Origin of the sequence: Kribbella sp. CA-253562 (genome assembly GCF_050942265.1) — a bacterium.
Taxonomy (GTDB): domain Bacteria; phylum Actinomycetota; class Actinomycetes; order Propionibacteriales; family Kribbellaceae; genus Kribbella.
This window is the reverse complement of record NZ_CP192049.1, coordinates 1,110,423-1,132,462: the sequence shown is the minus strand read 5'-3', so window position 1 is coordinate 1,132,462 and position 22,040 is coordinate 1,110,423. Positions and strand designations below refer to the sequence as shown.

Annotated in this window: 19 protein-coding genes; 8 read left to right on the top strand and 11 right to left on the bottom strand. The window is 70.1% G+C overall.

Features of this window, described 5'->3' with window-relative positions; all coding sequences use genetic code 11:
- Nucleotides 1–35 precede the first annotated feature (35 nt).
- The gene (locus tag ACQPXM_RS05480) at nt 36–605 is read left to right on the top strand and encodes a dihydrofolate reductase family protein (RefSeq protein ID WP_432945408.1); all 570 of its coding nucleotides are present in this window, start codon (nt 36–38) and stop codon (nt 603–605) included.
- Here ACQPXM_RS05480 and ACQPXM_RS05475 read toward each other — a convergent pair.
- Entirely contained in the window at nt 590–1,441 is an 852-nt protein-coding gene (locus ACQPXM_RS05475) for an EamA family transporter (RefSeq protein ID WP_432945406.1), read from the bottom strand. The genes ACQPXM_RS05480 and ACQPXM_RS05475 overlap by 16 nt on opposite strands.
- Before the next feature lie 122 nt (nt 1,442–1,563).
- Between ACQPXM_RS05475 and ACQPXM_RS05470 the strand changes: the two genes are divergently transcribed.
- Nucleotides 1,564–2,415, top strand: a complete 852-nt coding sequence (locus ACQPXM_RS05470; protein WP_432945404.1) for a LysR family transcriptional regulator — start codon at nt 1,564–1,566, stop codon at nt 2,413–2,415.
- Here ACQPXM_RS05470 and ACQPXM_RS05465 read toward each other — a convergent pair whose 3' ends face one another.
- From ACQPXM_RS05465 to ACQPXM_RS05440, 6 genes are read right to left on the bottom strand one after another with little or no spacing between them, the layout of a single operon-like run.
- Complete coding sequence (locus ACQPXM_RS05465; protein ID WP_432945402.1) at nt 2,416–2,940, bottom strand: type 1 glutamine amidotransferase domain-containing protein; 525 nt, start codon at nt 2,938–2,940, stop codon at nt 2,416–2,418. It abuts the gene before it with no gap.
- Nucleotides 2,941–3,000: 60 nt separating this feature from the next.
- A complete protein-coding gene (locus ACQPXM_RS05460; protein WP_432945400.1) occupies nt 3,001–3,528 on the bottom strand; it encodes a gamma carbonic anhydrase family protein in 528 nt (175 codons plus the stop codon).
- Nucleotides 3,529–3,538: 10 nt separating this feature from the next.
- Complete coding sequence (locus ACQPXM_RS05455; protein WP_432945398.1) at nt 3,539–4,936, bottom strand: MFS transporter; 1,398 nt, start codon at nt 4,934–4,936, stop codon at nt 3,539–3,541.
- On the bottom strand, nt 4,933–6,282 hold the full coding sequence (locus tag ACQPXM_RS05450) for a GH1 family beta-glucosidase (protein WP_432945396.1): 1,350 nt from the start codon (nt 6,280–6,282) through the stop codon (nt 4,933–4,935). Before ACQPXM_RS05450 ends, ACQPXM_RS05455 begins: the two co-directional genes overlap by 4 nt.
- On the bottom strand, nt 6,272–6,898 hold the full coding sequence (locus ACQPXM_RS05445) for a YbjQ family protein (RefSeq protein WP_432945394.1): 627 nt from the start codon (nt 6,896–6,898) through the stop codon (nt 6,272–6,274). Before ACQPXM_RS05445 ends, ACQPXM_RS05450 begins: the two co-directional genes overlap by 11 nt.
- Before the next feature lie 27 nt (nt 6,899–6,925).
- On the bottom strand, nt 6,926–10,108 hold the full coding sequence (locus ACQPXM_RS05440) for a penicillin acylase family protein (RefSeq protein WP_432945392.1): 3,183 nt from the start codon (nt 10,106–10,108) through the stop codon (nt 6,926–6,928).
- A 276-nt stretch (nt 10,109–10,384) separates the two neighbouring features.
- Between ACQPXM_RS05440 and ACQPXM_RS05435 the strand changes: the two genes are divergently transcribed.
- Both ACQPXM_RS05435 and ACQPXM_RS05430 read left to right on the top strand, forming a co-directional pair.
- Nucleotides 10,385–10,975: a TetR/AcrR family transcriptional regulator gene (locus ACQPXM_RS05435; protein WP_432945390.1), complete on the top strand. Its 591-nt coding sequence runs from the start codon at nt 10,385–10,387 to the stop codon at nt 10,973–10,975.
- Between the two features lie 118 nt (nt 10,976–11,093).
- Nucleotides 11,094–12,185, top strand: a complete 1,092-nt coding sequence (locus ACQPXM_RS05430) for an aminotransferase class V-fold PLP-dependent enzyme (protein ID WP_432945388.1) — start codon at nt 11,094–11,096, stop codon at nt 12,183–12,185.
- Between the two features lie 51 nt (nt 12,186–12,236).
- Here the strand turns inward: ACQPXM_RS05430 and ACQPXM_RS05425 are convergent, their stop codons facing one another.
- Nucleotides 12,237–14,357, bottom strand: coding sequence for a DEAD/DEAH box helicase (locus tag ACQPXM_RS05425; RefSeq protein ID WP_432945386.1), 2,121 nt, complete (start codon nt 14,355–14,357; stop codon nt 12,237–12,239).
- Nucleotides 14,358–14,829: 472 nt separating this feature from the next.
- Here ACQPXM_RS05425 and soxR point away from each other — a divergent pair, with 472 nt between their 5' ends.
- From soxR to ACQPXM_RS05410, 3 genes are all read left to right on the top strand, one after another.
- Complete coding sequence (gene soxR, locus ACQPXM_RS05420; RefSeq protein WP_432945384.1) at nt 14,830–15,303, top strand: redox-sensitive transcriptional activator SoxR; 474 nt, start codon at nt 14,830–14,832, stop codon at nt 15,301–15,303.
- Nucleotides 15,304–15,480: 177 nt separating this feature from the next.
- Nucleotides 15,481–16,122, top strand: a complete 642-nt coding sequence (snpA, locus tag ACQPXM_RS05415; RefSeq protein ID WP_432945382.1) for a snapalysin — start codon at nt 15,481–15,483, stop codon at nt 16,120–16,122.
- Nucleotides 16,123–16,319: 197 nt separating this feature from the next.
- Entirely contained in the window at nt 16,320–17,546 is a 1,227-nt protein-coding gene (locus tag ACQPXM_RS05410) for a heavy-metal-associated domain-containing protein (RefSeq protein ID WP_432945380.1), read from the top strand.
- Between the two features lie 16 nt (nt 17,547–17,562).
- Here the strand turns inward: ACQPXM_RS05410 and ACQPXM_RS05405 are convergent, their stop codons facing one another.
- Nucleotides 17,563–18,585 carry a LacI family DNA-binding transcriptional regulator gene (locus ACQPXM_RS05405; RefSeq protein WP_432945378.1) on the bottom strand — a complete coding sequence of 341 codons (1,023 nt, stop codon included), beginning with the start codon at nt 18,583–18,585 and terminating at the stop codon, nt 17,563–17,565.
- Between the two features lie 225 nt (nt 18,586–18,810).
- Between ACQPXM_RS05405 and ACQPXM_RS05400 the strand changes: the two genes are divergently transcribed.
- Nucleotides 18,811–19,890, top strand: a complete 1,080-nt coding sequence (locus ACQPXM_RS05400; protein ID WP_432945376.1) for an ABC transporter ATP-binding protein — start codon at nt 18,811–18,813, stop codon at nt 19,888–19,890.
- An 87-nt stretch (nt 19,891–19,977) separates the two neighbouring features.
- Here the strand turns inward: ACQPXM_RS05400 and ACQPXM_RS05395 are convergent, their stop codons facing one another.
- On the bottom strand, nt 19,978–20,967 hold the full coding sequence (locus tag ACQPXM_RS05395; protein ID WP_432945374.1) for an ABC transporter permease subunit: 990 nt from the start codon (nt 20,965–20,967) through the stop codon (nt 19,978–19,980).
- The gene (locus ACQPXM_RS05390) at nt 20,964–21,917 is read right to left on the bottom strand and encodes an ABC transporter ATP-binding protein (protein WP_432945372.1); all 954 of its coding nucleotides are present in this window, start codon (nt 21,915–21,917) and stop codon (nt 20,964–20,966) included. Before ACQPXM_RS05390 ends, ACQPXM_RS05395 begins: the two co-directional genes overlap by 4 nt.
- Nucleotides 21,918–22,040 lie beyond the last annotated feature (123 nt).

The window sequence follows — 22,040 nt, the reverse complement described above, 5'->3', positions numbered from 1 at the left end:
GTCGTCTCGCTGTCCCCCACGTGTGAGCATGGGGGATGGCGAGAATCAGCGTGGTGAACTTCCAGTCGCTGGACGGGGTGATCCAGTCGGTGCTGTCGGCCGACGAGGACACCGAGGGCGGGTTCGCGTACGGCGGGTGGGTGTCGGCGGGGATGGACGAGGTGGTGGCCGAGTTCATGCAAGCCGCGACGGTGGGCGCGGGTGGACTGCTGCTGGGCCGGAAGACCTACGAGACCTTCGCGGCGACCTGGGCTCCTGCTGATCAGAGCGACCCGGCGGTCGCGGCGATGAACCGGATGCCCAAGTACGTCGCCTCCCGCACGCTCACGTCGGCCGACTGGAACAACACCGTTGTCCTGGGCCCCGATCTGGGGGCCTCGATCAACCAGCTCGACGAGGACCTCGTCGTCTTCGGCAGCGCCGACCTGCTGCGCACGCTGTTCACCCACGGCCTGGTCGACGAGCTGCATCTGTTGACGTTCCCGCTGGTCCTCGGCGCCGGCAAGAAGCTCTTCGGTGACCTGCCCGAACCCATCCGGCTCGACCACGTGTCGACGCGCAGCACCCCGTCGGGCGTCACGATCTCCAGCTACACGGTGGGCTGACGTCGCGTCGGCGTGAGGGCGCTGGTGGCGTTGGCGCTGATGACCGCGGTGATCGCGGCCCATTCGAGCAGGCCGAGGCGTTGGTCGAGCAGGAGCCAGCCGGCGAGGGCGGCGAGCAGCGGGTTCACGCTCATGAAGAGGCCGAAGAACGTGGTGGGGACCAGGCGGAGGGTGAGCAGGTCCAGGAGGTACGGGACGGCTGAGGCGAGCAGGCCGGCTGCAGCGGCGTACGCGAGGTACTTGGGGGCGGGGGTGTGCTGGACGAGGATCCAGCAGGCGACGGGGAGGTACGCGACGGCGGAGACCGCGGCGGCTGCGGCGGCGCCTTGGGCCGAGGGCAGGCGGGCGGCGAGGGTGCGATTGAGCAGGATGTACGCCGCCCAGCAGCAGGCGGCGATGAGGCCGAAGCCGATGCCGAGGTAGTCGGTGCTGGGCTGCGGGCGCATCAGGACGAAGACGGCGGCGCCGGCGACCAGCGCGCAGGCGAGGTCGACTCGGCGGCGGGACGTGGCGAGGGCGACGGCCAGCGGGCCGAGGAACTCGAGGGTGACGGCGAGACCGAGGCCGATGCGGTCGACGGCGATGTAGAGGGTGAGGTTCATCGTCGCGTAGATCGCGGCGAGCGCGAGTACGGGGATCCACTGGCGGCGGGTGAAGCTGCGCAGGGGTGGTCGGACGACGGCCAGCATGACGGCGGCGGCGACGGCTTGGCGGATCGCGACGACTCCGGCGGGGCCGAGGGCGGGGAAACCGAGTGCGGCGGTCGCGGCGCCGACCTGGTTGGAGACACCGCTGGTGAGCATGAGGAGGATGCCGCGGAACTGGCCGGCGGGCATGCGGCCAGACCCGGCTGCCTCTGGTGAGGTCGGTGTGACCAAGGGAGTGCGCATAGACGCAGGATGCGTGTGGTCGCTGATTGCGCAAAATGCATTCGGTGGGCGATCTATACGCTGGGCGTATGGAACTGGAACTGCGGCATCTTCGGCTGCTGGTGGCGATTGTGGACGCGGGCAGTTTCACCGACGCCGCGATCGCGCTGGGGGTTTCTCAGGCTTCGGTGTCTCGCGGGCTTGCCGGGCTGGAGCGGGCGCTCGGCGTACGGGTGCTGCACCGGACCAGCCGCAGCATCACGTTGACGGCGACCGGGGCGCAGTTGGTGACGCGGGCACGGCAACTGCTGGACGAGGTGGATGATCTCGTGCGGGAGGCCACGTCGGGGCACGCGCGGTTGCGGCTCGGACATCCCTGGTCGGCGTTGGGGCGGCACACGACCGGGTTCCAGCGGCGGTGGGCGACCTTGTACCCGGACGTCGAACTGCTGCTGGTGCGGACCAACACCCCGACCGGCGGGCTGGCCGAAGGCGCCTGCGATCTTGCCGTCGTACGGACCGCGGTGGACGAGAAGGCGTACGCGAACACGGTGGTCGGCGTCGAGCGCCGGCATCTGGTGCTGGCCGCCGACGACCCGTGGGCGCGGCGGCGTTCGGTGCGGCTCGACGAGGTGCGCAGCCGAACGGTGCTCGTCGACCGGCGTACCGGAACGACCAGCGTCGAACTCTGGCCGACCGGTACGCCGCCGCGGATCGAGTACACCGCGGACGTCGACGACTGGCTCGCGTTGATCGCGGCCGGTGACTACGTCGGGATCACGCCGGAAAGCACCGCGACGCAGTATGCGCGAGCGGGCGTGGTGTTCCTGCCGCTGAAGGACGCGCCACCGATCCCCGTCCGGGTGATCTGGCCGAGGCAGGACCCGCACCCGTCCACGCAGGCCGCGGTCGCGTTGATCAGCGAGGCCTACGCGAAGTGACTAGTTCAAGGCGTCGAGCAGGGTCTTGTTGAACGCCGACAGGTCGTCGGGCTTGCGGCTGGTGATCAGGTTGCCGTCGGTGACGACCTCCTCGTCGACCCACTCGGCACCGGCGTTGCGCAGGTCGGTCTGCACGCTCGGCCACGACGTGAGCCGGCGACCCCGTACGACGTCCGCCTCGATCAGCGTCCACGGCGCGTGACAGATCGCCGCCACCGGTTTGCCCGAATCCACGAACTGTTTGACGAACCCGACGGCGGTTTCGTCGGTCCGCAGCGCGTCCGGATTCGCGACACCACCCGGCAGCACCAGCGCGTCGAAGTCGTCCACCGAGACGTCGCCGACCGCCTGGTCCACCGGCTGGGTCTCGGCCGCGGTCAGGTGGTTGAAGGTCTGCACGTCACCGGTCTCCGGACTGAGCAGGACCGGCTGGTGCCCGGCTTCCTGCACGGCCTTCCACGGCTCGGTCAGCTCGACCCGCTCGATCCCCTCGGCGGCGACCAGGAACGCGATCTTCTTGCTCATGGTGTGCTCCTCTCAGGTACGGCGGTTCAGCGCACCCAGTACCCCACGAGCCGCCGTGTACTACTCCTGGACCAGCTCGACCGAGGCGGCGTGCCGACGGGCGAGGTCGTGGTAGACGGCCGCGTTGTGGTCGACGAAGAGCTTCGCCGTGCCTTCCAGCGGGACGATCTTCTTCGCCGGGCTGCCCAGCGCGACCGACTCCCCCGGGATCTGGCTCCCGGGTGTCACGGTGGCGCCCGCGGCGACCAGCGTGCGCGCGCCGACGACCGCGCCGTCGAGCACGATCGCGCCGTTGCCGATCAGCGCGGAGTCGCCGATCGTGCAGTCGTGCACCAGGCACTGGTGGCCGACGGTGACGTTGCGCCCGATCTCGCAGACGTTGCCGCCGCCGACGTGCAGCACCGAGTTGTCCTGGATGTTCGCGCCCTCGCGGATCACGATCCGGCCGAGATCGGCGCGGATCACCACGCCGTACCAGATCGACACGTCCTTCTCGACGACCACGTCACCGACCAGCGTCGCGGTCGGCGCGATCCAGGCGTCGGGATGGATCTGAGGAGACTTGCCTTCGAAGGAGAAGAGCGGCATGACGGTCAGACTAGGCGACGGATCTGATCTGACGAACCAGTACGGCGCCGAGCAAAGTCACAGCCGCGGCGAGTCCGTAGAGCACCGGGTAGCCGCCGGCGTACTTGACGACCGGGGCGGCGATGGCGGGCGCGAGGACCTGGGGCAGCGAGTTCGCGATGTTGATCACGCCGAGGTCCTTGGCGCGGTCGCGGGCGCTGGGCAGGACCTGGGTGAGTAGGGCGAAGTCGACCGACAGGTACACCCCGAACCCGGTGCCGAGCACGATCGCGCCGAGGTCCTTGGCGCGGTCGCGGGCGCTGGGCAGGACCTGGGTGAGTAGGGCGAAGTCGACCGACAGGTACACCCCGAACCCGGTGCCGAGCACGATCGCGCCGACGATCGCCCCCGGCCACGTCGGCCACAGCGCCAGTACGACGGCGGCGACGGCCATCACCACGCCGGAGCCGGTGACGAAGACCTTGCGCCGGCCGACGCGGTCCGACCAGGCGCCGGAGCTCACGGCGGTCAGGATCACGCAGAGGCTGTAGATCGCGGTCAGGACGAGGACGCCGACGTCCGGATCGGCGTACCCGACGGCGTTCTGCAGGTAGAAGAACAGATAGAGCGTGCCGAGCCCGTTGCCCAGGTTCAGCAGGAAGCGGGTCAGCCAGGCCCAGCCGAAGTCGGGGTGCCGGCGCGGGCTGATCCAGAAGCCCTTCCAGAACTCGCGCCAGGCCAGCGGCGTCCGCTCGACCATCGGCCGGTCGCCGCTGCGCAGCAGGTACGGCACGATCGCGATCAGCAGGAACGCCGCGCACGCGAGGTAACCGCCGCGGACCCCACCCACAACGGTCGCGAGCCCGACCCCGACGAGCGCGCCGAGCGTCTGGGCGAGCGCGACCCACCCGCCGACCACTCCGCGTTGCCCGGTCGGCACAAGGTCCGGCACGGCGGCCGTGATCGCCGCCAGCAGCGCGTTGGCGAACAGTTGCACGAGGCACCAACCGACGAGCATCCACAGCACGGCGTGGGAGCCGCTGAGCACCAGCAGCCCGACCGCTCCCCCGATGCCACCGGCCAGCACCCACGGCGTACGGCGGCCGAACCGCGAGGTGGTCCGGTCCGAGAGCGCCCCGAAGACCGGATTGGCGACCACCGACACCGCCGCGCCGACCCCGGTGACGAGCCCGAGCACGAACTCTTTGTTGCCTGGAGCAACCGATTCCGACTGCTGGGCGAGCAGGACCTGAATGGGCCCGAGCCAGGCGGCGAACACGCCGACGTTGGCAAGCACCACCGCGGCGGTCCAGCCACCCCGAACCCGGACCACCGGCTCCGCCAGGGCTGAGCCGTGGTGAGGGGTGCGGGCCGGCTCGCCCCCGATCCCCGGACCAGGCTGCGCCGGGCCGGGAGTTTCGGTGGTCATCCTCGGCTCTTGACGATCACGTCGCGATACCAGGCGAACGACGCCTTCGGGGTGCGCTTCTGGGTCTCGAAGTCGACATCGACCAAGCCGAACCGTTGCGAGTACCCGGCGGCCCACTCGAAGTTGTCGAGCAGGGTCCACTGGAAGTAGCCGCGTACGTCGATACCGTCGTCGATCGCGGCTTTCAGCGCCCGCAGGTAGCCGTCGAGATAGTCGATCCGGCGCTGGTCGTCGACGCCGGCGACCGAGCAGCCGTTCTCGGTGATGTAGAGCGGCGGGAGACGGTCGCCGTAGCGGGTCCGGAAGGTCTGCAGGATCTCGGTGAAGGCCGCGGGAACGACGGGCCAGCCGAAGTCGGTCTCCGGGTAGCCAGTCAGCTTGCGCGGCTCGAACGGCAGACCGGGTGGCAGCGGGATCCCGTCGGTGGCGGTGACGTCGGCGTTGCCCGAGGGAGCGCCCACCAGCGTCGGAGCGTAGTGGTTGATGCCGAAGAAGTCGAGCGGCGTCGAGATGATCGCGAGATCCTCGGCGACCGGGCCCGGCATCGCCTCGGCGAAGCCGGCCGGATAGGTCCCGAGCAGAATCGGATCGGCGAAGAGCCAGTTGACCAACGTGTCGTACAGCGCCGCGGCTTCCTGGTCCTCGACGCTGTCACTGGCCGGCCAGACCGGTCCGTGATTGCTGGCGAGACCGATCGAACGTGCCCCACCCGCGCGCAGCGCCTGGACGGCGCGGCCGTGCGCGAGCAGCTGGTGATGCGCGACCGGCAACGCCTCGAACCCGAGCTGCCGGCCCGGCGCGTGCGCACCCACGGCGTACCCCATCATCGTCAGTACGACGGGCTCGTTGATCGTCATCCACAACGGCACCCGGTCGGCGAACCGCTCGGCGAGGACAGCGGCGTAGTCGGCGAACCGATCCGCGATGTCGCGCTGCAACCAGCCGCCCGCATCCTCCACCGGCTGCGGCGTGTCCCAGTGGAACAGCGTCGGCGCCGGCTGGATGCCGGCGGCCAGCAGCTCGTCGACCAGCCGGTCGTAGAACCCGATGCCCTCGGCATTCACCGCCCCTCGGCCCGACGGCTGAATCCGCGACCAGGAGAACGAGAACCGGTAGGTGTCCACGCCCAGCTCACGCATCAGCGCGACGTCCTCGGCGTACCGGTGGTAGTGGTCGCAGGCGACGGCTCCGGTCGCGCTGTCCAGCACCCGGCCCGGCTCCGCGCAGAACGTGTCCCAGACCGACGGGCCGCGACCACCCTCGGTCGCGGCCCCCTCGATCTGGTACGCCGAGGTGGAGACTCCCCAGCGGAAGTCCGGGCCGAAGTCCGGCAGGTCAGCTGTCATTGGCATCGTCCTCGTCGTCGGGTTGGGGCGCGGCGTCCTGCGGCCGCGGCGGGTCGACCTTGCGCACGATCACCGCGGTGCCGTACGCGGCCACCTCGCTCATCGTCTGGGCGATCTCGTTGCAGTCGAAGCGCATCGCGAGGATCGCGTTCGCGCCCATCTGCTGGGCCATCTGGCACATCCGCATCACCGCGACGTGCCGCGACTCGGCCAGCATCTGGGTGTACTCCGGCACCTCGCCGCCACCCAGCGACCGGAAGCTGGCGGTGAAGTTCGAGCCGAAGTCGCGGCTGCGCACGGTCAGCCCGAAGACCTCACCGAACACCTTCTCCGCGGTGTAGCCGGGCAGGTCGTTCATCGTCGACACCAGCACCGGGTACGGCGAACCGGCCGGCGCGACGTGCTCGACGTTCTGCCGCGCCTGCGGCGGGGCGGGCTGGTAGCCGCCGGGCGCCTGGCCGTAGCCGGGCGGCGGCGGACCAGGCTGGTACCCGGGAGGCGGCCCCTGCTGGTAACCGGGCGGCGGGGGCTGGTACCCCGGCGGCGGTCCCTGCTGGTACCCCTGCTGCGGCGGGTACGGGGGCTGGTTCGGGTTCGGGGGGAAGTTCTGGGTCATGCCCTCATCCTCCCAGGCACCATCGAGTCATTGCCGGAAGACCTGGGCCTCGTACAACGAGTACCCGTACGACGTCGCCCGCTGCGTCCCGGTGACCCGCACGTACCGCGCCGGCGTCGCCGCGAAGCGGGCCACATCGACCCCTCCGTCACCGTTGCCAGTGGCAAAGACCTGGACCCAGTTCACGTTGTCGCGCGACACCTCGACCCGGTACGCCCGCGCGTAGGCCTTCTCCCAGTGCAGCACCACCCGGCGGACCGGTTGCTCGCTGCCGAGATCGATCTTCAGCCACTGCGGATCCGACCACTTGCTCGCCCAGCGCGTCCCGAGATCGCCGTCGACCGCCTTGCCCGGCGGAGAGTTGAACAGCCCACTCTCGTAGCTGCTCGCCGTCGCGGTCTTGCCCAGCGCCTGGTTGCTCACGTCGTCGCCACGCCGGGCCGGGAACTCGATCACCTGCTGGTACGTCGGCCGGTTGACCCACGCCATCCGGTCCTGCGTGATGCCGCCCATCGGCTGGTGCACGATCTGGTCGGCGCAGAACTGGTCCCCCGCCGCGCAGTCCGCGGTCGCCGGATAGGTCGTTGCCGCAGGCACCTGAAGCGCCGCCACCAGCGAGTCGGCCAGCACCGACCGGCACGCGCTGAGCGAGCCACCACCGCAGTACGTGACCGGCTGCGGCGTCGCCACCGGATCGCCGAGCACCTTGCGCAGGTCGCGCTGGACGAATCCCCACCAGCCGTTCTGGAACGCCGACCCCTGCGCGCTCGGCCGCTCGTCGATCTTCTGGGTGTGCACCAGAGCGTCGTACAGGTCAGGCCCGAGGCCGGTCCGGAACTGGGCCGGGACGAGCAGCGGCCACCAGGCGTCGAGGATCCGGATCGCGTCGGCGTGGTCATAGGTTTTCGACGCCAAGTTCGGTGTCTTGCGATGACCGCCCGCGGTCTGCCAGGCAGTCAGCTTCGCGATGGCGTCGGCGACGGCCGGATCGGTGACCGGCGCGCTCTTCAGCACCCGCAGCAGGTAGGGCAGCACCTGGTCTGCGCGCAGGTCGACGGTCGCGGCGTCCTCCATCGCTTCGACGAGCTTGCCGCGGGTGAACTTCTGCCCGCCGTTGATCACAGCCTCGATCCGGTCGTCCAGCGGCTGGCTGCGGTAGACGGAGTTGTAGCCGAAGTTGCCGTCGGCCGCCGAGAAGCCGGGCGCCTGCTTGTTGTTCCAGCTGGTCAGGTAGTCCTGGTTGACCACCTGCGGATGCTGACTGGCCGGCGAGTACGTCGCCCGGTTGGTGTCCGGGTTCCAGCCCTGCCACTCGTAGCTGCTCCAGGTCGGCAGGTTCGGGTCGGCGCCGGCCGGGCGGACCGGGTTGTCCCCGGAGTTGAAGTACGCGATGTCGGTCTTGTCGGTGTAGAACCAGTTGAAGGTGTAGCCGATGTTCGTCGCGGCGTTCTGGAAGTCCTGGGCGTTGTGGATCCGGTCGGGGTCGTTGAACAGCATGAACCCGAGCGCCGATCCGGCCTCGTTGCCGTACGTCGAGCGGTTCTTGGTGAACAGCACCGGCCGGCCCGCGACCGTGCCGCGATGCGTGACGATGCCGTACTTGGTCCGCGACGCGACCAGCGTGTACGACCCGGCCGGCTCCGACGAACCGAGGCTGGAGTACCACGCGTTGTGCCGCTCGAGCTTCTCGATCGGCGTACAGGTGGTGCGGAACAGGTAGTGGGTCGAGGCCTTGGTCGGCGTACTGCCGTCGGGCTCGCACAGCGGTACGGCGTACGTGTCGGTGATGTCCTGGCCGGCCGACGTGGCACTCCAGGAGTAGTCGGCGCCGCGGCCGATCAGCGTGTAGAAGTTGAGCCCCGCGAAGGCGACCCCACGCGAGCTGACGCCCGGGCCCTGAAGCTCTTGGCGGAGCAGGAGCTGCGGGGCGAAGTACGACGTCTGCGGGCCGTAGACCGCGATCGGGTTGCCGCTCTCGGTGTGCGCGCCGGAGACGAGCAGCGCGTTGGACATGCCCTTCGGACCGAAGCCCTCGGGGAAGACGCCGCCGTCGAAGATGCCCTCGAGCGACTCCTTGCCCTGGGCCTTGTTCGGCGGCTTCACGGCGTCACTGCTCCTGGGCTGGAGCTTCTTGGTGGTCGCCGCGCCGGTTTCGTCGACGACCAGCGGCTCCTCGGTGACCGAGCCGCGGTCGGGCATCGCGCGGCCGGCCGGGTTGGGGCCGGTCGTGCCGTACGGGAAGGTCGCGCCGTTGTGGACCGTGGTGTTCGCCTCAGGGTCGTTCTGGGAGCGGAACGACTCCCAGACCTTGGTGCCCTCGGCAACGCCGTACTTGGCCTGCGCCTCGAGCAGTGCGAGCGCGGACGCCATCTCGCCACCGCCGCCGGTGCCGAAGATGCCGGCGACGACCGCGGCGGTCGCAACCACGTCGGTGACCTTCCAGCGTGGTGTGGGCCAGGCGAGACCGAGGGCGACGTACTCGCCGGGGTAGGCGATGCCGACGGTGTCGATGAAGTGGTTCACGCCGTCGACCCAGGCCTGGATGTCCTGCTGCATCTTCACGCCGTCGGCGCCGTAGCGCTCGTCGGCGTCGTCGAACTGCTTCTGCAGTTCGGCCTCGGTGTACGGCGCGGTCCGCCAGAACTCCTGCTCGAACTGCCGGTTGCCGGCCGCGCCGCCCGCGAACGGGGTCAACTGCCCGCGACCGAGATGCCGGAAGACGTCCATCACGAACAGGCGGTCCTGCGCACCGGCGTACCCGGCGCCGAACATCGTGCCGGACCGGGTGGTGCCGGTGATGTGCGGGATGCCGCGGGACTTGTCGCGCACGATCGTCACGTCGGCGCGCGGCTTCACCGTGCTCGCGACGTCCCCGGCCTTCACCCCGAACGACGCGTCGTCGAAGTACGGCGCGAGGCCGTCGTCGCTGATGCCCTGGGAGTTCCAGACCAGCTTCTCGTACGGCTTGACGGTGTCACTGAAGTGCGGCGGGCGGACGCCGAATCCCTTGAACAGCAGGAGATCGGTGAAGGTCGCGTGACCGTTCTGCCCCGGCGGCACGATGTCGGAGCACTGCCCGACGCAGTAGTCGGTCGGGGCGGCTGCAGTTGCTGCTGCGGGTGCGAGCGGCTGGGATGCACCTCCGGTGCCGGCGTCGGCCGGGCCGGCGAAGCAGGCCACGGCCAGGGCGGCGGCCAGGACACCAATCACCGCCCGCCGACTCGCCCTGCGGGCGAGGCGGCGGGCTGAGGTGGAACGGGGGTGGACGGCGGAAGCGGTGGCGGGACGAGCGGCGGGGCGACGTGCTGGGCGGGACGGCACGGGTCCTCCCTCAAAGACTCGGGGGCGAGCGATGACGGCAGGGGAGATCTGAAAACTGACGATGACTCACCAGTAGCATCAGGTCAAGAGTCTTGGACGCTTGACCTGATGCCCTTACTGTGACAGTGCCGCCGGTGACAGTGCCGCCCGGTCGAGAGGAGTCCGATGCCCCGCGTGCCCGCCGATGTCCGCCGTACCGAGCTGGTGCAGGCGGCGATCCAGGTCGCCACCCGGGAAGGGCTGGCCGCGACCACCACCCGGCGGATCGCCCAGGAGCTCGGGATCTCGGTCGGGGTCGTGCACTACTGCTTCCGCTCCAAGGAGGAACTGCTGCACGAGGTGATCCGGGTGATCGCCGACGCCCAGGTCGAGGCCGCGCGGACCGCGATCGTGCCCGGCGCTGATCTGGCGGCGAGCGTGCGGAACGCCTTCGTGGGCTTCTGGAAGCTGGTCGAGGAAACGCCGGAAGCACAGCTGCTGACCTACGAGCTGACCAGCTGGGCGTTGCGCAACGCCGACACCGAACCGCTGGCCCGCGAGCAGCGCGAGCGCCAGCTGGCCGGCATCGAACAGATCCTCGGCGAGATCTCGACCGCGTGCGGCGTCTCCTGGTCGGTGCCCACGCATCAGCTGGCCCGGATGACGTTGGCGATCACGGACGGCGTGACGCTGGGCTGGCTCGTGGACCGCGACACCGACGCCGCCGTGGTGGCGCTGCGGACCTTCGCGGATCAGCTGCTGGCGTTGGCCTCCTGACGTTTCAAGTGAAGGGCGGCCTTTTCACTTTTGTCTCGGCCGGCTCACGCCGACGGCAACAACAGGTGTCGATTGGGTCTCGCCATTGACGGTGCGTGACCACTAATGTGATCAAATCATGAGCATCCACGAGCGGCACCGGCTGAGCAGGGTGGTCAACGCACGCGGGACGTTCACGCCGCTGGGGGTGTCCCGAAGCTCCGCCGCGGTGGCCGGCGCGGTCGCGGAAGCCCTGCCCGAGTTCTTCGTGATGGAGCAGCTCGCCGACCGGGTCAGCGACGCCATCGCGCACGCGACCGGCGCGCAGGCCGGCACCGTGGTGCACTGCACGTCGGCGGCGATCACGCTCGCCGCGGCGGCCGCGATGGCCGGGACGGACCCGCGCCGGATCGCCGCGCTGCCGGACACCCGGGACATGCACAACCGCGTCGTCCTGCCGGCCGTGCACGTGGTCGACTACGGCCAGTCCAACCTGCAGGCGATCCGCCTGGCCGGCGCGCAGGTGACGCTGGCCGGCGACGAAAACCGTTGTGGGCTTGGCGATCTGGACGATCAGCTCGACGGGCCGGACGTGACCTGCCTGATGCTGGTCTGCTCCCGGCTGACCTCCGGCGAGCCGCTCGACCTCACGGCGGCGGTCCGGGCCGCGCACCGCCGCGGCGTACCGGCGATCATCGACGGCGCCGGGCAGTTCCCGCGTACGGCGGACCTGCTGACCACCGGTGCCGACCTGGTGCTGATCAGCGGCCAGAAGTACCTGGGGTCACCGACCGCGGGGATCGTTGCCGGAACGCGCCGGATGGTGCAGGCGGTACGGGCCCAGGGCAACGGTATCGGCCGGGGCATGAAGCCTTCGAAGGAAGCCGTGGTCGGCGTACTGGCCGCTCTGGAGGAGTGGCAGGCGATGGACCGGGCCAAGTGGGCGGCCGACCAGGCGACGAAGGTCAGCGCGTTTGTTGCCGCGGCCGCCGAGATCCCTGGGGTGGTCGCCGAGGTCGTGCCCGACCCGACGTCGTTGCCGTTGTCGCGGGCACTGCTCAAGGTCGACGACGCACCCGGTCTGGTGCGCGCGCTGGAAGCGGGCACGCCGCCGATCTACGTGATGGCCGAGCGGGCCGACGCCGGCGAGCTGATGCTCGAGCTGGTGCCGCTCGACGACACCGAGATTGCCATCGTCCTGGATCGGCTGCGGACACTGCTGGACAAGTGAAAGGGCCCGGATCCCCTGCAGGTGCAGGTGATCCGGGCCCTTTTCCCAGACTCAGCGCTGGTAGGTCTTGCCGCCCTCGGAACGCCGCGGGCCGTTGCCGCTGCGCTCGGGACGACGACGGCTGTCGCCGCCACGACCCTCGAAGCTGCGGCCACCCGGACGGCTGCTGCCGTACCGCTTGCCGCCGCCCTTGTTGCCGAAGCGCTTCGGCTTCGGCTCCGGCAGCTTGACCGGGTAGCCGGACGGCTTGGTGCCGCCGGTCAGCTCGGTCACCAGCTCGTCACCCGGACGGGCGCGGACCGGCTCGGCCGCGACACCGGCCGACTCGGCCATCCGGATCATGCCCCGACGCTGGTGCGGCAGGAGCAGCGTGACGACCGCGCCCTTGCCGCCGGCGCGCGCCGTACGGCCGGCGCGGTGCAGGTAGTCCTTGTGCTCGGCCGGCGGGTCGGCCTGGACGACCAGGCCGACGTCGTCGACGTGGATACCGCGCGCCGCGACGTCGGTTGCCACCAGCACCGGGACGGAACCGTCCTTGAACTGGTCGAGCGTGCGGTTGCGGGCGCCCTGGGTCAGGCCGCCGTGCAGCGCCGCCGCCATCACGCCCCGGTCACGCAGCTGGGTGGCGACGCGGTCGGCGCCCAGCTTGGTGCGGACGAAGATGATCGTGCGGCCGTCGCGGCTGGCCAGCTCGGCCGTCAGCGACTGCTTGTGCCCCGGCTCGATCACCAGCAGGTGGTGCTCCATCGTGGTGACGCTGGCCTGGCCGGACTCGGTCGAGTGCGTGACCGGGTCCTTCAGGTAGGTCTTCACGATCGTGTCGACGTCGTTGTCCAGCGTCGCCGAGAACAGCAGCCGCTGGCCTTCCTTCGGGGTCATGTCGAGCAGCGTGGTGACCGCCGGCATGAAGCCCATGTCGCACATGTGGTCGGCCTCGTCGAGCACCGCGACCTCGACCGCGCCCAGGTCGGCAGCGCCCTGCTCACACAGGTCGATCAGCCGGCCGGGGGTGGCGATCAGCAGGTCGACACCACGACGCAGCGCGTCGATCTGCTTCGGGTAGGGCAGGCCACCGGCGATCAGCTTGACCGAGACGCCCATCACGTGAGCCAGCGGCTCGAGCGCGTCGTGCACCTGCATCGCCAGCTCGCGGGTCGGCACCAGGATCATGCCGCGCGGACGGCGCGACTCGGTGTGGCCACCGGCCAGCCGCATCAGCGTCGGCAGACCGAAGCCCAGCGTCTTGCCGGAACCGGTCTGACCGCGGCCGAGCACGTCCTTGCCGGCCAGCGCGTCCGGGATGGTCGCGGCCTGGATCGGGAACGGCGTGGTGATGCCGTCGCGGGCCATCCGCTGGATCAGCCGCGGCGCGAGGCCGAGGGCGGCGAACTCATTGCCCTCCGCAACCGTGCCGAGGTCGACCGGCGGCTGGGCCGGGCGCTCGACGCGCTCGGTCCGCTCCGGGCGCTCGGTCCGCTCGGTCCGCTGGTAGGCCGGACGCTCGGTTCGGTCGTACTGCGGCCGGTCGCTGCGCTCGGTCCGCTGGTACGACGGGCGGTCGCCACGGTCGTTGCGGTCGGTCGACGGACGGTCGGCACGCTGGTACTGCGGGCGGTCCGAGCGCTCGTAGGCCGGCTTGTCGCCACGCTGGAACTGGGGCCGGTCGGTGCGCTCGTACTGCGGGCGGTCCGAACGGTTGTACTGCGGCCGGTCCGAGCGGTCGTACTGCGGCCGGTCGGTGCGCTCCGGGCGGTCGGCGCCGGACTGCGCCGGACGCTCCGAGCGGTAGCCCTTGGTGACCGGGCGGTCGTCGCGACGGTCGTTGTCGCGGCGGAAACCGCCGGTACTGCCGCTGGTCCGGTTGTCGGTCCCGCGGTAGTTGCTGCTGCCGCCGCCACGGGTGCCGCGCTCGCCGAACTTGCGGTCGTTGCCGCCGTCGCGCGAACCACGGTCGGAGTACTGGCTGGGTCCGCCCCGGCGCTCGAGCCGGGTGTCGTCGCGGACCTCGCCCCGGTTCTCGCCGCGGGCAGCGGTGTTCTGGGCGACCTCGCCCGCGGCCATCCGCTCGCCGTACGACTGGGTCTGGAACTTCTTGTGCCGAGGCTTCTTCACCCGATCACCGGCGTCGGCGCCGTCGTTCGGGACAAACTGGTCCTGGTGGTGCTGGGACACGCAATCTCTCTCTCAACGTCACGGCCCGATGCCGGATCATGGCCCACACGCAAACGCCGGCCACGAACCGTGGCCGGATCATTTCGTGCTGGCAGGAGATTAGGCATCGACCTGCGGGTGCTATCGCGTTGCACCCATGTCGCCGGGGAATCATCAGCGGGTTGCTGAACCGACGGGTCGGAGCGCCTGGGAAATGCTCTGGTGACGCGACGCGCGCACCGACACGAAGAAGTATACCCCGTCCCCGCGGCTGTCCTGACCACCCACCGCAACCGCCTCGTCGAGCGGCCGGCGCCCCTCCTGCCGACGCCCACCACCGATCAACCCACCACACCCGCCCACCTCCACGCTCAGCGGCCACGCCGCAGACCCGCTCCGGGCTGCTTGATCGGTGGTGGGCGTCGGTCGGAGCAGGAGCACCCCAAGGCTCAAGGGGGCTTCAGGTCTTGCGTGGGTCTCCTAGGGTGAGGACATGGCCCAGGAGAACGTTCCCAGCAAGGATCACTGGCTCTCAATCGGGGAGATCGCGGGCCGCTCGGGTGTCGCCGCGTCGGCGCTGCGGTTCTACGAGGACCAGGGTCTGATCCACTCGCGCAGGACCTCCGGCAACCAGCGCCAGTACCAGCGCAGCACGCTGCGGCGGATCGCGTTCGTCCAGGCCGCCCAGCGCGTCGGCCTCGCGTTGTCGGAGATCAAGCAGGCCCTGGACTCGTTGCCCGACGACCGCACCCCTACCCGTGCGGACTGGAGCCGGCTGTCCAAGTCCTGGCGCAGCCGGCTCGACGAGCGCATCGCCGAACTCGAGCGCCTGCGTGACGACCTGGACGGGTGCATCGGCTGCGGTTGCCTGAGCCTGCAGCGCTGCAACCTCTACAACAAGTCCGACCGCCTGGCCGAGCGTGGACCCGGCGCCCGGATCCTCAACGTCGGCATCCCCGGCGAGTAGTTCCGGCATAGGTGGGTGGTTATGACCGTCATAGAACGGGACTCGGTGAACGAGGGTTAACCCCCGACTTCTTCCCGACCTGCTGCGGATTCGGTGCCGGCTTGGTTACCTACCGGTCTGTAGCGATCAGTGATCCGCTGATCGCTGTCCGCCACCGATCCGGAGTGAGGCCCTCCCATGTCGTATCGCCGTGTCCTGAGTTCGCTCGCCGGCCTGGCCGCCGCCGCCCTGGCCCTTCCCGCCTTCACCGCCGCCCCTGCGCAGTCCGCTGCCGCGCCGGCCACCAGCACGCCGGCGTCGATCGCCGCGTACGCCGGTTCCCCGCAGCACGCCGCCGCCACCAAGGCGTTCTACGACGCCGTGATGAAGTCGGCCCGCGCCAAACAGGCCAAGGCCGGCACCAAGCTCGCCGCCGTCACCGTCACGTACGCCGTCGACGCGCCGTCGTTCGCGTCGCTGATCTCTTCGAGCACGCAGATCTGGAACTCGTCGGTCAGCAACGTCATGCTCGTCGAGGGCAGCAACTACGACTTCTACTACACCGAGGGCAACGACCCGCGCGGTTCGTACGCCTCCACCGACGGCCACGGCCGCGGCTACATCTTCCTGGACCACGCCCAGGCCCAGCAGTACGACCCGCTGCGCATCCCCGCCCACGAGACCGGCCACGTACTCGGCCTGCCCGACCACTACTCCGGCCCGTGCAGCGAACTGATGTCCGGCGGCGGCCCCGGCCCGTCCTGCACCAACCCGAACCCCGACGCCACCGAGCGCGCCCGCGTCGACCAGCTCTGGGCCAACGGCTTCACCACCCGCTGACCCCCTGACGCTCCGGCCCGGAACCGCCCGGCAGGGGACGGTTCCGGGCCGGAGTCCACTCCCGGACCACGGACGCGCCGCCCGCCCCACGGCGCGTCCGTTCTCCTGGTCCGGACGGACACGCCGAACGACCGGACGTCACGCCGCGTGTCGTTCCTACACTCGTAGTGACGGGACCGGCCGCCGGGAGGGCGTCGATGCTGACTGATCCGCTGCGTCCGCACTCCTCGTACGACCGGGCCGCGGCGGCGCGGATCCTGTTCGGCCTGGCCGGCGACGATCTGCTTCGGCCGATCGCGCCCGCGCTCGGAGATCGTCGTTCGATCGAGTTCCGCGAAGAGGTGTTGCGCCCGGCGGGTGGCAGTCATCTGACCGCCGGGCAACTCTCGTACGTACTGCGCTACCTCCAGCCCTGCCCGACGTACCTGGTCACCTCGGCCTCCGCGCGCATCACGTGGCGCGACAGCGACGGCATCGTCAACGTGGCGCACACCGGGCCGCTCGGCGCGACGGTTCCGGTGCTCGCGCGCGAAGCGGCGCTCGCGTTGTGGCGAATGCTCGCCGGCAGCGCGGCGCTGGCCCGCCGTACCGCCGCACTGACCCGGGACGAGCGGGCGATCCTCGCCGCGACGACGACCGACCGGGTCCCGCTCGACATCTTCCGGACCGGCGTCGACGCCGCCGCGAAGACGCTGGTCCAGCACGCGTACCTGGCCGGGCAGACAACCTGCACGACGCCGGCCGAGTTCGCCCGGGCGCTGCTGGACAGCGGCGTCTTCCGGACCGTCGCCGGCACCTGGTACTGGAGTCTGCAGGCGACCACCTACCGGCGCGGCATCATCCCCGCCTCCTTCATCACGTACGCCGGCCAGGTGCGCTACTCGGTCGACACCACGATCGCCCTGCGAGCGTTGAAGGACGCGCAGCTCGAGAAGGCCCGCGCCCTCGCCGAACGCGCTCGCGCCGCGAACGTCGAGCTCGAGACGCTGCTCGACGACGGTCACGGCACCACGCCGTCCAGCGCCGCCCAGTACGCCGGTCTGGCGTCCGGCGAACGTCCACGCTGCCCGGCCCAGGTGACGCACGAGGTCGACGGCCACCGCGCGAGCGTGCTGAACCTCGTCGCGCAGGCCTTCGTCGAGACCTTCGTCCACCTCGCGGACCTGGTCGAGGTCGTGCCGACCGCGGCCGTCGCGGCGAAGGAGATTCCGGCGTCGATCAGCGAGGTGTTCGAGGTCCCCGACATGACCTGCAGTCATTGCACCCGGACCATCACCCGCGCACTCGGCGAACTCGGCGTCGCCCCGCCCGAGTTCGACCTGGTCACCAAACGGGTGATCGCGAGCTTCCCCTCCGACGACGTCCGCGACCGCTGCTTCGACGCCATCCGCGAACGCGGCTACACCGTCGTACCGGTTACCTGACGCCGGCGTCCCTGTCCTACCCGCGGACCGGGCCGGTGCTGTTGCGGACCACCAGTTCTGGGCGGAACAGGAACTCGGTTCGGGGCGTGCTGTGGCCTCTGACCTCGTCCAGCAGGGACTGGACGGCGGCCAGCGCCATCGCCTGGACGGGCTGGCGGACCGTCGTCATCGGCGGGTCGGTGAACTCCATCATCGGGGCGTCGTCGTAGCCGACCACCGACAGGTCCGTGGGTACGGCGAGGCCGCGCTGGCGGGCGGCGCGGATGACGCCGAGGGCCATCATGTCCGAGCCACAGACGACCGCGGTGGCGCCGATGTCCAGCAGGCGTTGGGCCGCGGCCTGGCCCCCTTCGACACCGAACACGCTGAGCTCCACCAGCTCGTCGATCTCGTGGTCGGGCAAACCCAGCTGGGCCTTCAGCGCGGTGCGGTAACCGGCGAGCTTGCGCTGGACGACGATGAAGCGCTCGGGGCCGGAGGTGAAGCCGATCCGGCGGTGGCCGAGGGCAACCAGATGCGAGACGGCCAGCTCGGTGGCGGCGTACTCGTCGGAGGAGATGAAGGGGGCGCTGACCCCGGGCAGCCAGCCGTTGACGAACACGACCGGCAGGCTGCGCTCGACCAGGGCCTGGTAGCGGGCGTGGTCGGCGCCGGTGTCGGCATGCAGGCCGGAGACGAAGATGATGCCGGAGACGCCGCGCTCGAGCAGCATCTCGACGTACTCCTCCTCGGTGGCGCCCGACGGCGACTGGGTGCACAGCACCGGCGTGAAGCCGCGCTGTGACAGCGCCGACTCGATCACCTGGGCGAACGCCGGGAAGATCGGGTTGATCAGCTCCGGCATCACCAGGCCGATCAGGCCGGCCGACCGGCGGACCAGCCTGGTCGGGCGTTCGAAGCCCAGCACGTCGAGCGCGGTCAGCACCGACTGCCGGGTCTCCTCGGCCACGCCGGGTTTCCCGTTCAGCACCCGGGACACCGTCGCCTCACTGACCCCGGCCTTGACCGCGATGTCCGCCAGCCTCGCTCTGCTGCTCACGACGGGTCACCCTACCCAGCCGCCCGGTGTCTTGCAGCAAGAACCTGCAAGATCTTGCAGACTCCGGCTGCGCAGACCTGTCCAGAAGGTGAACACTGCGCACACCTCTTCCGGCACAAACCTTGTCAGGAGCTGCTCGGCAGGTCAGGATGGGCGCACCCCCGCCCGGGGGCCTTTACTACGGATCGTCCGGCACGTTCCTGCCGGTGAAGGGATTGAATCGTCATGGCCACTGTGTCTTTCAAGGCTGCGACCCGGGTCTACCCCGGCTCGGAGAAGCCCGCCGTCGACAAGCTGAACCTCGAGATCGAGGACGGCGAGTTCATGGTTCTGGTCGGCCCGTCCGGCTGCGGTAAGTCCACCTCGCTGCGGATGCTCGCCGGCCTCGAAGAGGTCAACGAGGGCTCCATCTACATCGGCGACCGCGACGTCACGCACCGGCCGCCGAAAGAGCGGGACATCGCGATGGTGTTCCAGAACTACGCGCTCTACCCGCACATGTCGGTCGCCGACAACATGGGCTTCGCGCTGAAGATGCAGGGTGTCTCCAAGGAGGACCGCGCCAAGCGTGTCCAGGAGGCCGCCAAGCTGCTCGGCCTCGAGGAGTACCTGGACCGCAAGCCGAAGGCCCTGTCCGGTGGTCAGCGCCAGCGCGTCGCCATGGGCCGCGCGATCGTGCGTAACCCGCAAGTCTTCCTGATGGACGAGCCGCTGTCGAACCTCGATGCCAAGCTGCGGGTGCAGACCCGTACGCAGATCGCCGAGCTGCAGCAGCGCCTCGGTGTCACCACCGTCTACGTCACCCACGACCAGGTCGAGGCCATGACGATGGGCGACCGGGTCGCCGTTCTGAAGGACGGACTGCTGCAGCAGGTCGACACCCCGCTGAACCTCTACGACCACCCGAAGAACAAGTTCGTCGCCGGCTTCATCGGCTCGCCCGCGATGAACCTGCTCGAGGCGGACATCACCGAGAACGGCGCGAAGCTGGGCGACTACGTCGTCCCGCTCGAGCGCAGCCTGCTGGCCAAGGCCGGCAACGACAAGACGCTGACCCTGGGCGTCCGGCCGGAGGCGTTCAAGGTCGCCGACCAGGGCCTGCCGGTCCACGTCGCCGTGGTCGAGGAGCTCGGTGCCGACGCGTACCTGTACGGCACCGCCGAGCACAACAACGAGCACCAGCAGATCGTCGCCCGGATCGACGCCCGGATGCCGGTCGAGAAGGGTTCGACCATCCACCTGGCGGCGCTGCCGGACAAGCTGCACCTGTTCTCCGCCTCCACGGAGGAGCGCCTGACGGCCTGACCGTCACGCCAGTACGACAAACGCCGGCCCCGGGTGCGAACCCGGGGCCGGCGTTTTCGTGTCGCGGTGTCAGTTCGTGTCGCGGTGTCAGTTCACGTCGCGCCGGTTGAAGACCACCGCGCCGAGCGCGATCAGCAGCACCGCCCCGATGCCGAGATACCAGGCGCCGTGCTCGAAGCTGAGCGTCTTCTCGACCGACTCACAGATGTACGAGCCGTCGCTGCCGGTCGTGCACTTCTGCACGTAGTACGTCGTACCGTGCATCACCCAGGCGTCGAAGTTCAGCCGGGCCAGCCAGGGCTGGGCCGAGACCAGCACGCTGCCGAAGATGCCTTCGACCAGCACGACGTAGCCCATGATCACGCCGATCGCGGCCGCCGTGTGCCGCAGCAGCAGGGCCAGTACGCCGCCGATCGCGCCGGCCACCGCTGCGATCACCATCGCCCGGCCGGACATCTCCAGCAGGTCGCCCCAGACTTCGCCGGTGGTCCCGGTGGTCACGCCCATCTGCGCGATGATGAGGTACGTCCCGCCGAGCAGCAGCGCGAGCGTCACCACCGCGACCGGGACCGCACCGACCGCGAGCGCGGACAGCTTGCTCCCGTAGACCCGAAGGCGCCGGGGTTCGAAGGTCAGCCAGTTGCCGATCGACCCGCTGCTGAACTCGGCACCGACGAAGCTCGCGCCGATCAGGAAGGCGGCGAACGCCAGCAGGTACGCCGATGCCTGCAGCAGTTCGGGCATCACCTCGACGAACGACGGAGTCGGCTTGCCCCACTCCGACAGCTTCGGCTCCTGGTAGGTGCACATCTCCTCGACGGACGGCTTCGGGTCCGGCTGGGAGGCGTAGGCGTCGCGGCACTCCTTCTCGTACTTCTCGTGGTTCTTCTCCCAGTCGGCGTGCGCCTGCTCGAACTGGACCTTGTTCTGCTGCTGTTGCTCCGCCGAAAGCGGCCGCGCGTTCCACCAGGTCGCGGCGAGCATCAGCACCGTGACGCCGAGCACCGCGACCACCCCGAGCATCACGAGCCGGCGCGCGACCAACCGTCGCAGCTCGACTCCCGTCAGCCGGATCACTGCCGACCTCCGATCGTGTCGTCGCCGGCGGCCAGGCCCTCGTCGGCCGTCAGCTCCAGGAACACCGACTCCAGGTCGGCCCGTACCGGCACCAGCTCCGCGACGTACAGCTCGCGCTGGGCCAGCCGCCGGGTGATGTCGGCCGGGTCGGGTGCGCCGTCCACGAACAGGTAGTTGCCTTCGGCCCGTACCGTCAGTCCGGCCGCGGTGAGCACCGAGGTGGCGGTCTCCCGGTCGTCGATCGCCAGCTTGACCGTGGTCTTGCCGGTGCCGCCGATCACCTCCGAGACCGGCCCGGAGGCCAGCAACCGGCCGTGCCCGATGATCGAGACGGTGTCGGCGACCTGCTCGACCTCGGCCAGGATGTGGCTGCTGACCAGCACCGTGCGGCCCTGCTCGCCGAGCGACCGCATCGTCTCGCGGATCTCCCGGATGCCGGCCGGGTCGAGGCCGTTGGTCGGCTCGTCGAAGATCAGCAGGTCGGGCTCCTTGAGCAGCGTCGCGGCGATCGCCAGCCGCTGCTTCATCCCGAGCGAGTAGGTCTTGAACCGGTCCTTACCGCGCTCGCCGAGCGAGGTCTCGTCCAGCACTTCGCCGACCCGGCGGCGCGGCGCGCCGATCGCGTCCGCGAGCAGCTCCAGGTTCTTGCGGCCGGTGAAGGCCGGGAAGAACTTCGGCGACTCGACGATCGCCCCGATCCGCGACACCACCTCGGGCAGGTGCTCGGGCACCGGCCGCCCGAACAGCGCCATCGCGCCCGCGTCGGCGCGGACCAGCCCGAGCAGCATCCGGATCGAGGTGGTCTTGCCCGAACCGTTCGGGCCGAGGAACCCGTGCACCCCACCCACCGGCACGTCCAGGTCGAGGCCCCGCACCGCGACCACCCGCTTGCCGCGCCGGGTGCGGTAGGTCTTGCGCAACCCCCGCGTACTGATCGCCAGGTCCGTCATGCCGCCCCTTCTGGTTGCTCCCGGCCCACGGTGCCCCGGGTCCGTAACGCGATGAGACGCTCACCCTGCCACTTTTGTTGGCCGGGTGAGCGTTGGATCGATCCATCAGCCGCGTGGCGCCGC